6 protein-coding genes and 1 pseudogene are annotated in these 12,208 nt (G+C 37.0%); 4 read left to right on the forward strand and 3 right to left on the reverse strand.

Annotation, left to right across the window (positions count from 1 at the left end; genetic code table 11):
• Positions 1-606 precede the first annotated feature (606 nt).
• Entirely contained in the window at positions 607-1,323 is a 717-nt protein-coding gene (locus tag F6K54_RS29040) for a hypothetical protein (protein WP_293085531.1), read from the reverse strand.
• A 1,259-nt stretch (positions 1,324-2,582) separates the two neighbouring features.
• On the opposite strand from F6K54_RS29040, the gene F6K54_RS29045 reads away from it, so the two are divergent.
• From F6K54_RS29045 to F6K54_RS29055, 3 genes are all read left to right on the forward strand, one after another.
• Positions 2,583-5,021, forward strand: coding sequence for a GH116 family glycosyl hydrolase (locus tag F6K54_RS29045; protein ID WP_293085533.1), 2,439 nt, complete (start codon positions 2,583-2,585; stop codon positions 5,019-5,021).
• Between the two features lie 977 nt (positions 5,022-5,998).
• A complete protein-coding gene (gene xth / locus F6K54_RS29050; RefSeq protein ID WP_293085536.1) occupies positions 5,999-6,784 on the forward strand; it encodes an exodeoxyribonuclease III in 786 nt (261 codons plus the stop codon).
• A gap of 285 nt (positions 6,785-7,069) precedes the next feature.
• Entirely contained in the window at positions 7,070-7,954 is an 885-nt protein-coding gene (locus tag F6K54_RS29055) for an SDR family oxidoreductase (RefSeq protein ID WP_293085538.1), read from the forward strand.
• 135 nt (positions 7,955-8,089) lie between these two features.
• On the opposite strand, the pseudogene F6K54_RS29060 reads toward F6K54_RS29055, so the two are convergent.
• Positions 8,090-9,297 (reverse strand): annotated as a pseudogene (locus F6K54_RS29060) (RNA-guided endonuclease InsQ/TnpB family protein).
• 180 nt (positions 9,298-9,477) lie between these two features.
• A complete protein-coding gene (locus F6K54_RS29065; protein WP_293085541.1) occupies positions 9,478-11,001 on the reverse strand; it encodes an SUMF1/EgtB/PvdO family nonheme iron enzyme in 1,524 nt (507 codons plus the stop codon).
• 101 nt (positions 11,002-11,102) lie between these two features.
• Between F6K54_RS29065 and F6K54_RS29070 the strand changes: the two genes are divergently transcribed.
• Positions 11,103-11,225 carry a hypothetical protein gene (locus F6K54_RS29070; protein ID WP_293085543.1) on the forward strand — a complete coding sequence of 41 codons (123 nt, stop codon included), beginning with the start codon at positions 11,103-11,105 and terminating at the stop codon, positions 11,223-11,225.
• Positions 11,226-12,208 lie beyond the last annotated feature (983 nt).

The raw sequence follows: 12,208 nt of genomic DNA on the forward strand, positions 1-12,208 counted from the left end.
ATTTTCGGCATTTCGAGGGGTAGAAAATCACTTTTACGATTCTTCTGACTACTTCTTCTATAATTCCCATTCCTCCTGACTTCACCGATTGCAGGATTGCTGGATTCTACCCCTACCACTCATACTTTTTCAGCAAACCCTAATTAAAAACCTGAGAGCTGACTGCTTATGGCTAAATGCTTATATCATGTCCGGATAATTAGTTATAAAAAAACTTTCTCCTTCAACTCCAGTTCTTCCTCTTCCTTCTTATTTTTTCCCTCCTGACTCGTAGGAAAATAAACTATATTTAGTGTCTTTTCATAGGTTATGAATTTTGTTTTTCAGGCGATCGCCAAGGGGAACCCAATCAGGAGCGCCAATACCAAGAGAGCCTTAAAGCTTAACACTATATATAGCGCCCTTGCGTAAGTCCTGTTAATATTGTTTCCGCGTAACGCACCGATACAAGGGGATATTTGTGCTACTTTTACTGTGCAAATATTTCTTCAATTTGACAAATTTATATCCTAATTTCCAATAGAATAAAAACAGAAATTTACAGTTAGAGTTTATGACTGTTTTTCTGCTTCTCTAACTCAACTCTAAAATAAAGATGTAGTAAACCTAGTTATTCTCTTTATACCATTTGTTGAGTTCATTAATCTCCTTAAGCTCCATATATAATAGATAGCCATAAACAACTGCAAATGGATGCATTAAAAAATTTCTAAAAAATTGTTGTATTATAAGAAGATTTTCCTGTTGAATACTAGAAGAAGATACTATACCTGATAGTATAGGATCAAGAAATAGAGACAAAACCCAGGAAACTATTGCAATTATAAAACCTACAGATAAAAGTGCAAAGAATATCGACCACCAATGACCTTTTGTCAACTCCCAACTGCTACTAATTCCATCTGTTTCAGATTCTAGAACAGTACCATAGAGGGAAAAGAAGAGGCGTACTGACATGTAAAACCCCGGAAAAAGTAGTAGTATCATTCCGAAAAAAACGATTAGATAAACGATAATTTGTGTCAAAATTAATAGTACAAACTTTTCCAGAAGCTGGCTAATTATTTCTCTTATACCTGAAGTCTGGGTAAAATATCTATGAATATATAAAACTTGAGTTCCAAAGAGTAAAGGATAAGTAAGTCCACCAATAATCAGTAAGATAACACTGATTGATGGTGAAGATGGTAAAAGTAATGTAATAGAGGCTATATTAATCAAGTAAGTAGGAGAACTGATAACTAGAAGTGGAAAATATATAGGCCAAATAGAGTCAAGTGTTTTTCCTAACAGACTGCAAGGATCAATTGTTTGAGATTCCATTCTTTTAAATCCTTCGTAATTTCTATATTTAATATCATGTCCGGTTGAATAATTAGACTTTGGTGGAAGGAAGGCAGGAGGCAGAAGGCAGGAGGCAGAAGGTTTTCTCTCATTGTCACCTTAATTCTATACACAAACGATGCTACCGGACATGATATAACGTACTATTTTAGCCTAATTATCAAGATAGCTAAGTCTACTTAAGTTTTATATTATGTTTGTATAATAAATTTTTTGTTTGTAGTTTTGCTCTAGCAAGTCAAATATTTGTCGATTTGTCTTATTGTTCAAACAAAACTATAAGCATAATTATTAGTTATTATATTAGCAATCCTATTTTAATTGTAAGATTTTGGTAATAGTTAGGAATCATAATTTAGAATTCAGGAGTCATAATTTCCAATATTATTCGTAACATTCTTTTTTCAAATTTGTATAATATAATTAGAGGAAAAAATAAAACTATTATCAGCGTTTAAAAAATGTAAAAATTGAGGTTAAAATCTTGAAGCAGTAAAGATAAATGAAACGCTTTTTAAATAATTTTATCTTACTGAAAAATTAAGGTATAAAGCCTCTCCATTTATGGAGAAAAAAATTCCTTTTAGCCAATCCTTCTATTACAGAAGAGTTCATTAATGGATAATGGATAATTGATAATTACCTCTGGTTAAAACCGTTACGGAATTGAAAATCAGGAAATATTATTTCTTTTTTTCCCCTGAAAAGGGGAGGCTTTAAACCATAATTATTTAATTATTAATTATTAATTATTAATTATTAATTATTCGGTAATTATTAAATTCTTAATTATTAATTGTTGAACAAATCTTTCTAGCTCCCCCCATCGTAAGCATTTCCTCCGGAATGCTGCGCAAACAGCTATTAGCGGTCAGCTTTTCCTGCGGAATGCTGCGCAAACAGCAAACCCTATCTAAATTAGAACTTACACAGAGACGCTAGATATAGCGTAAAAAAATTGCGCAATAGTTTTAAACTCTATGCATAGTACCTTTGCGTAAGTCCTGAATATATCTAGCGCTGATAGTGTATATTAGTGTTTAAAGGGAAGTTGAAGAAGAAAAGAATGAAATTGAAATTGGAATGGAATCAGCTAGGCTAGACGATCGCTTAAACAAAATAGCGTTTGCGGAGCTAGGTTAGGCGATCGCCTTAATTAGTATACACTATATATTGTGGTTTGTCTTTGCGTAAGTCCTGATATTTTTAGCGCACGCTTTTAACAAAATCCTACCCCTATGAATAAACAAAATCCTACCCCTAACACTAACATTCCCCCTTACACCTGGAATCGTCCCATTGGCCTCAATTGGGACAACCCTTACACAGTCCGCTACAGTAGTAACCTCGATGACAGTCCTTGGCACGGAATGCCTCTCGGTGGTTTCGGTGCAGGAGCGATCGGCCGCTCCCCACGGGGCGATTTTAATCTCTGGCATCTCGACGGTGGCGAACACATTTATCAAAATTTACCTGCCTGTCAATTTAGCATTTTTGAAGAAACAAAAGGTCACAAACAAGCTTATGCCTTATCTACCGAACCACCATCTGATGACAGTCTCTCAACTTGGCAGTGGTATCCGAAACAAAAAGCAGAATTACAGACTGGTACTTATCATGCTCTTTATCCCCGTAGTTGGTTTGTCTATGAAAACGTATTCAATGCACAATTAAGCTGCGAACAATTTTCTCCAATTTGGGCAGGTAATTATCAAGAAACCAGTTACCCCGTTGCCATCTTTGAATGGGTTGCTCACAACCCCACCGATGAACCCATCACTCTTAGCATTATGCTCACTTGGCAAAATACCATCGGTTGGTTTACCAATTCTGTGAAAACACCGGAAGTGCAAGTGCGAGATGATGGCACTCCAGTTTATGAATACAAACCACGGTGGGGAGAGAGTACAGACAACTTTAATTTATTAGTGGAAGATTTCCATCGTATCGGTTGCACAATGACAAAGTTGAGCATTGCCGATCGCCCCGCAGAAGGAGAAGGTCAGATGGCGATCGGAACTTTTACTAATGCTGCTGTGGAAGTTAATTATCATACACGCTGGAATCCTGTGGGCAATGGAGAGGAAGTCTGGCGCTACTTTGCAATGGATGGCACACTCATAGATGAATACAATGAACTACCTGCAACAGAGGGAGAACAAATTGCGGTAGCTATGTCTGTTCGTTTTACTCTCAGACCGGGGAAAACTCGGAAAATCCCTTTTTTCTTAGCTTGGGATTTGCCTTTGACTGAGTTTAGCGCTGGAGTTTCATATTATCGCCGTTATACAGATTTTTATGGTCGCAATGGGAAAAATGCCTGGTCGATAATTCGTACTGCTATGAAACACTATCAGACTTGGCGCGAGAATATTGAAGCTTGGCAAAACCCGATTTTGCAACGGGAAGATTTGCCTGGTTGGTTTAAGATGGCTTTGTTTAACGAACTTTACGACCTCACCAGTGGGGGGACTCTCTGGAGTGCTGCAGACGATCGCGATCCTAAAGGTCAGTTTGCTGTACTGGAATGTTTGGATTATCGTTGGTATGAGAGTTTGGATGTGAGGTTGTATGGTTCTTTTGCTCTGTTGATGTTGTGGCCGGATTTGGAAAAGTCAGTGTTGCTAGCTTTTGCACGGGCGATTTCAACTGCGGATGATACACCGAGAATTATTGGTTACAATCAAGCATCGGCAGTCAGAAAAAAGGCGGGAGCAACTCCCCATGATTTGGGCGCACCAAATGAACATCCTTGGGAAAGGACTAATTATACCAGTTATCAGGACTGCAATCAATGGAAGGATTTATCTAGTGATTTTGTGTTGCAGGTTTATCGGGATTTTCTGTTGACTGGTGCAGATGATTATGAGTTTCTCTGGGAATGTTGGTCTGCTGTGGTGGAGACAATGGCATATTTGAAGGCTTTTGACAAGGATAATGATGGTATTCCTGAAAATGAGGGGGCGCCTGACCAAACTTTTGATGATTGGCAGTTGCGGGGGGTGAGTGCTTATTGTGGTGGGTTATGGTTAGCTGCTTTGGAGGCAGCGATCGCTATTGGGAAAGTTTTAATTGAGCATCCGAGGGAAATTCCTTATTATCCACCGGAAGGTTTCCATTCTGAGGTTGATAAAAATTCTGTGGATGTTATTAATAATCAAATTTCTGTTTATCAAAATTGGTTGGAAAAAGGATTAGTTGTTTATCAAGAGAAGTTATGGAATGGGGAATTTTATCGTTTGGATAGTGATAGTAATTCGGAAGTGGTAATGGCGGATCAATTATGTGGTCAATTTTATGCTAGATTATTAAATCTGCCAGATATTGTACCTAATGAATGTGCTTTATCTGCTTTGAATACTGTCTATAATTCTTGTTTTAAAAAGTTTCATAATGGCAAGTTTGGCGCAGTGAATGGAGTATTACCTGATGGTTCTCCAGAGAATCCTGATGCTACCCATCCATTAGAAGTTTGGACGGGAATTAATTTTGGTTTAGCTGCTTTTATGGTGCAAATGGGAATGAAGGATAAAGCTTTTGAAATAACTGAAGCGGTGGTGCGGCAAATTTATGAAAATGGTTTACAATTTCGTACCCCAGAAGCTATTACTGCTGACGAAACTTTTCGAGCTAGTCATTATCTTAGAGCAATGGCAATTTGGGCGATAGAATTTTAAATTCAAAAGTCAAAAGTCAAAATTTTTAATTCAAAAGTCAAAAGTCAAAAGTCAAAAGTTAGAATTTTAAATTCAAAAGTCATTTTAAATTCAAAAGTCAAAAGTCAAAAGTCAAAATTTTAAATTCAAAAGTTAGAATTTAGGATTCATATAGAACCCGGTTATACAGTATATGTTTATAATTATATCCACACTTTCTTGCCTTCAATCTCTCCACCTCCCCTTCTCCCCACACTTCCCACCCCCAAATATATGATAAGTATTCAACCGGATTTGATATTAGGAGGTATTTGAACTATTAAATTTTTAAATTCATAATCCCTGTTCCCTGTTCTCTCTTTTCTGGAGATTTCTAATAATTAAAATTATGAAAAAGAATAGCATCCCTCAATATTTCTAACTTCCTTCTTCTTTCTTTCCTCTTCCTTCTTCCTTCTTAAAATTATGAAAAAGAATAGCATCCCTTAATATTTCTAACTTCCTTCTTCTTTCTTCCCTCTTCCTTCTTCCTTCTTAAAATCATGAAAAAGAATAGCACCCCTTAATATTTCCAACTTCCTTCTTTCTTCCTTCTTCCTTCTTCCTTCTTAAAATTATGAAAAAGAATAGCATCCCTTAATATTTCTAACGTAAGTATTTCCTGCGGACTGCTACGCAAACAGCCGTCAGCAATCAGTAATCAGCTATTGCTTTTAGTTTTATATCAAAGCTTTACTAATTGAGGTATAATTTATATTTAACTATAAAAGCTGGCTAAAATTCTATATTCATTAAACATTAAAACCCCTTCCTTTTGCGCTCGAGCTGACAGCTAATAGCTGAATGCTTACTTTCTAACTTCCTTCTTCCTTCTTACTTAATATCTCCAACTTCCTTCTTCCTTCTTCTTCTTTCTTCCCTCTTCCTTCCTTAATATTTCTAACTTCCTTCTTTCTTCCTTCTTCCTTCTTCCCTCTTCCTTCTTCCTTCTTTAAATTATGAAAATAGTTACTTGGAACGTAAATTCAATTAGAACTCGTCAACAACAAGTTATAGAATGGTTACAAACAAATCCTGTGGATATTCTCTGCTTACAAGAAACCAAAGTTATTGACCAAGATTTTCCGCGATCGCCCTTTGAAGAATTAGGCTATCATACTTATATTTCTGGTCAAAAATCTTATAATGGTGTAGCAATTTTTAGTCTTTCCCCAATGGAAGATGTTAGTAGTGGGTTTGCACCTATTTTAGGTGAAGATAAAGTGGGAGATTTTGACATACAAAAACGGTTAATTACTGGGGTAGTAAATGATGTCCGTATTCTGAATCTTTACGTTCCTAATGGTGCTAGTGTTGGCAGTGAAAAATATGACTATAAACTTCATTGGTTGAAACTTTTGCAAGAATATATCAAGATTGTTCTTGACAAATCACCCAATTTGTGTATTTGTGGAGATTTTAATATTGTCCCAGAAGACCGAGATATTCACGATCCAGAAGGTTGTAAAAATTCTGTGGGATTATCCGATGCGGAACGCCAAGCTTTACAAGAAATTCTCAAATTAGGATTAGTAGATGCTTTTCGCCAGTTTACCAGCGAAGGAGGTCACTACAGTTGGTGGGACTATAGAGCAGCAGGTTTTCGCCGTAACCGTGGTTGGCGTATTGACCATCATTATCTGAGTTTGCCCCTTTCTCAAAAAGCCACAAGTTGTATAATTGACAAATCTCCAAGACAATTACCAAAACCTAGCGATCATGCACCAGTTATTGTGGAATTTTAAATCAAGTCAAAAGTCAAAAGTCAAAAGTCAAAAGTAAGAATTTTAAATTCAAAAGTCAAAAGTCAAAAGTAAGAATTTTCAAGTCAAAATTCAAAATTCAAAAGTCAAAAGTAAGAATTTTAAATTCAAAAGTCAAAAGTCAAAAGTAAGAATTTAAAAAAATCAAAAGTTAAAATTTAAAAGAAGGAAACTAACCGAAAATACTGAATATTAAGCATTCTGGCTTTCTTAATCTTTTGGGTAATTTTTTTCAATTAAACTATTAATAACCAACAAAAAATAATTATGTTTTTAGTAACAGGAGCAACCGGAGACTTAGGGCAAAGAATCATCAGAATATTGAGAGAAAGAGAAATATCAGTCCGTGCTTTTGCCAGACTAAATTCTTCTTATTCTGAATTAGAAAATCGTGGAGCTGAAATCTTCATAGGCGACTTAAAAATAGACAAGGATATTGAAAAAGCTTGTCAAGGAATTGAATATATTATTAGTGCTCATGGTGGGGCGAATGATGTTCAAGCAATTGACTACCGAGCTAATATTGAACTGATAGATTGTGCGGTGAAAGTTGGTGTTAAACATTTTGTATTTATCTCTGTCTTAGGAGCAGAAAGAGGATATGAAGATTCACCTACTTTTAAAGCAAAAAGAGAGGTCGAAAAATATCTCAAAGCGAGTGGTTTGAATTATACTATTTTGCAACCTTCTGGTTTTGCATCTAATTTATTACCATTGGCAGAAAGATTTAAAGATACAGGAATGTATCTACTTATTGGAGATGATAAAAATCGTACTTCAATAGTTAGTACAGATGATTTGGCAAAAATTGCTGTGGATTCTGTTTCTGTAGAAGCTGCTTGTAATCAAACTTTGCCTATAGGCGGACCAGAAATTATTTCTAGAGGAGAAATTTCTCAGATATTTAGTAGAATTTTTAACCGGGAACCTATACTTATTAATCCTCCTTTATTTGTATTTGATGGATTACGAAATACTGTGGGATTATTTAATTCTGAGTTACAAAAAAGTCTAGGTACTTTAAGAGTATTATTAGCTAATGAATTTTTCTGCACTCCAGAAGAAATTGAGAATTTAGAGACAATATTTGAGATGAAAATGGAATCTGTAGAAAGTTTTATTCGCCGAAAAATGGGAGATTCAAGAATTTAGAATTTAGAATTTAGAATTTAGAATTACCTCTTTATTTCTCTATGAATGGAGAGGCTTTAGTAAGCATTCAGCCTAGATACATTGGTTTTGCGTAAGTCCTGAAAATCTTAACATTGACATCCTCCCGACGCTGCTCTACGAGACAGCGCGGGATTCCCTAGCATCACTGTTAGAGGCTTTCTGTTTCTTAGCACCGGCCCTCCGAGACTTCCTCCCTTCAGGTCTTACGGTCGCTCCACAGACTGACACTGCGAGTCCCGCAGTCAAAATGTTTATACTTGCATTGATATCTCGATCATGGTGACTGTTACACTCTGGACAATCCCACTCTCTAATATCTAGAGGTAACTTCTCAACGATATGCCCACAATTAGAACAACGCTTTGAACTGGGAAAATATCGGTCAATCTTGACTAATTCCCGTCCATACCATTCAGCCTTGTATTCTAACTGTCTAACTAACTCTGCCCAGTTAGCGCCACTAATTGCTCTAGCTAACTTATGATTCTTGACCATGTTTTTTACAGCTAAATCCTCAACTACTATCATTTGATTTTCACGAATCAGTTGAGTCGTCAGCTTGTGAGTATAGTCAAGTCTTGAGTCTTTAATCTTGGCGTATATTCTCGCTACTTTCAGTCTAGCTTTTTGATAGTTATTAGAACCTTTAGTTTTACGGGAGAGTGACTTGTGAGCTAACCTGAGTTTTTTGTATAACTTCTTGAAATTCTTCGGGTTAGCAATTTTTTCTCCATCACTGGTAGTAACTAAACTGGTAATTCCGCGCGTCAATACCAACTTGTTTGGTTACTGAGTTCAGCTTTAAATCTCTAGGGTCATTGACTCTCAGGGACACTGACCATCTCCCAGAGGGGTCAAGTTTTACGGTAATTGTACTTGGTACACAGTTTTGGGGTAGTTGCCTACTCCATCTGATCCGTAATGGTTCAGGACATTTAGCTAGATAAACTTGACCATCTTTCCACTTAAATGCGGACGAGCGTAAATTCTGCACTACCACCATGACGCTTTTTCTTAAAGTTGGGATATTTGGCACGTCCACTAAAGAAATTGGTAAAAGCTGTTTGTAGATGTCTTAAGCCTTGCTGTAATGGAACACTGCTAACTTCTGTGAGGAAACCTAAGTCATCTTGCTTTTTCCAGTTCGTCAGCATAGCAGAAGTTTGCTTATACCCTACTCGCTCTTTGTTTTCATACCAAGCTTGAGTTCTAGCAGCTAAAGCTCTGTTGTAGATCAGGCGCACACAACCTAAAGTCCTCCGCAACAGACTTTCCTGCTCCGGAGTTGGGTAAAATCTAAATTTGTACGCTTTTTCAACCATCTACTGCAAAATTTTTCAACATATACATTTTAACATATTATGTGTGAAGCTGCAACATTGATTGGCATTCCCATACGACGCTCCCGTTGCAGGAGAGCGCGGGTCTTCTGCCAACATTTAGATAATCAAGTCTAAACTTCTGACTTCTGTGCGGGCGAATGCCATTCGCCCCTACTGACTTCATGTAGTTCTCCCGCCATCGCATACTACACGAAAACCAAAATAGATGTAGAGGAGGCCGCGCCTATTGTTGTAGACGCGAATCGCAGAACGGCAGTCAAAAGGATTGTTGATCCAGGAACCGCCCCGCAGTACGGGATAATCTTCTTTTCCATCATTTTCCAGCCAAGCACTACCATCAGTAGGGGCGCCTTCATAGTTTTGGTGCCAATCATCAGCACACCACTCCCAGACATTGCCGTGCATATCATATAAACCAAAAGCATTAGGAGGAAAACTCCCTACATCTGTTGTTTTTTCTCGATATTTACCATTAGGCGCCTTGCCATAAATATAGTTGCCATCGTAGTTAGCTAACTCAGACGTTATAGTTTCTCCAAAATAAAAAGGTGTGGTTGTACCTGCACGACAAGCATATTCCCACTGACTCTCACTCGGTAGTCTGTAGTTTTTCCCAGTTTTCTGAGATAGCTTTTGACAAAATTCTGTTGCATCGTACCATGAAACACATTCTACTGGACGATTTCCTCCTTTAAAGCGAGAAGGGTTTTTACCCATAATGGCTTGATATTGGTTTTGAGTAATAGGATATTTACTCATATAAAAAGGTTGCAGAGTAACTTCATGTTGCGGACTTTCACTATCACTTCTTTCTGCTTCATTTTCTGGCGAACCCATCATAAAAGTACCACCAGGAATAGCCACCATTTCCAACATCACACCATTACCCAAATCTTCAGTGAATGCTGCTTTGTAGGAATGACTATTAATTTCTTCCCCTTTCATATTTACAGTTATTACGTCAAATTTTTCTGGGTAAGAGTTAAAAACATCAGGAGGCATTTCAGGCCAAATCTTCTTCAAAGCTTCAATAGATATTGCCATTCCCTCCTTTCCTTCCTCTTCATTTGTTCCCTCCATGTGAGTAGTTATCCCCACAACAAAACCTGTTTCTAAATCTACAACAGGTGCCCCACTATAACCTTTTTGCAATTTACCAGTTTCTATTTTTAGCTTCCCAATAGCAACTTCTTCTCCCACATTTTTGATAATATGGAAAGCCTTTTCTTCACCAACTTCAACCATCATTATTCCTTTGATTGTTTTGCGACGACGCACCTTATTTTCACCCCAAAGAAAATAACCAGGAATTGAAATTTTTAAACTTATTTCTTGCTCTTCAGGTAAAATTTTTAATCGTAAAGGAAGAACAGACAAAAGTTCTTGGACTCGCAAAACAGCCAAATCAAAACCCTGAGTATCTCCTATTGCCACAACTTCTGCGGAAATATTATTTACCAATACATTCTCCTCACCACCCACATCCTCAACAACATGAGCGCAAGTCAGCAAATAAGTATAATTTTCTTCTTGATAAAAAGCAAACCCAGTACCAATAACATTTCCTTTCATAGAGTTATCACTAGCACTGGTAATTAAAACAATAGATTTTTCTAACTGTCCATTCATTCCTTTATTCTTTAGTAATATAAAGATTAACTTTCCACTGAAAATTAAAACCAAATTTTACCTCATTCTACTAGCTCGCCTAGCTTGAAAATGTGGGTAAATTTTAGAAAATATAGACCTCTCCCCCCTTTCCAAGGCTGGGGGGGATTTTAGCCTTGGGTTTTACTCACAATTTTAGTTTAGACGAGCTACTGCCTTTAAATCTTACTACTAGACCGAAACAGTTAATTTACTCAGTTATTATTGGTGCGGTGGTAGGTTTATCTAATCATTTGTAAACCCCATTAATTTAACCTGGAAGCCGACCCTAATACTAGACCGAAACAGTTAATTTACTCAGTTATTATTGGTGCGGGGGCAGGTTTATCTAATCATTTGTAAACCCCATTAATTTAACCTGGAACCAGACCCTAATACTAGACCGAAACAGTTAATTTGCTCAGTTATTATTTGGTGCGGGGGCAGGTTTATCTAATCATTTGTAAACCCCATTAATTTAACCTGGAAGCCTACCCTAATACTAGACCGAAACAGTTAATTTGCTCAGTTATTATTTGGTGCGGTGGTGGGTTTATCTAATCATTTGTAAACCCCATTAATTTAACCTGGAAGCCTACCCTAATACTAGACCGAAACAGTTAATTTACTCAGTTATTATTGGTGGTGGGAGTGGGTTCATCTAATCATTTGTAACCCCATTTTAATTTAACCTGGAACCCAGCCCTAATACTAGACCGAAACAGTTAATTTGCTCAATTATTATTGGTGGTGGGAGTGGGTTTATCTAAATCATTTGTAACCCCATTTTAATTTAACCTGGAACCCAGCCCTAATACTAGACCGAAACAGTTAATTTGCTCAGTTATTATTGGTGGTGGGCGGGTTTATCTAATCATTTCTAACCCCATTTTAATGTAACCTGGAACCCAGCCCTAATACTAGACCGAAACAGTTAATTTGCTCAGTTATTATTGGTGGTGGGCGGGTTTATCTAATCATTTCTAACCCCATTTTAATTTAACCTGGAACCCAGCCCTAATACTAGACCGAAACAGTTAATTTGCTCAGTTATTATTGGTGGTGGGCGGGTTTATCTAATCATTTCTAACCCCATTAATTTAACGCGGAACCAGACCCTAATACTAGACCGAAACAGTTAATTTGCTCAGTTATTATTGGTGGTGGGAGTGGGTTCATCTAATCATTTGTAACCCCATTAATTTAACCTGGAAACAGACCCTAATACTAAACCGGAACAGTT

It is taken from the genome of Okeania sp. SIO3B5 (genome assembly GCF_010692555.1).
GTDB lineage: Bacteria > Cyanobacteriota > Cyanobacteriia > Cyanobacteriales > Microcoleaceae > Okeania.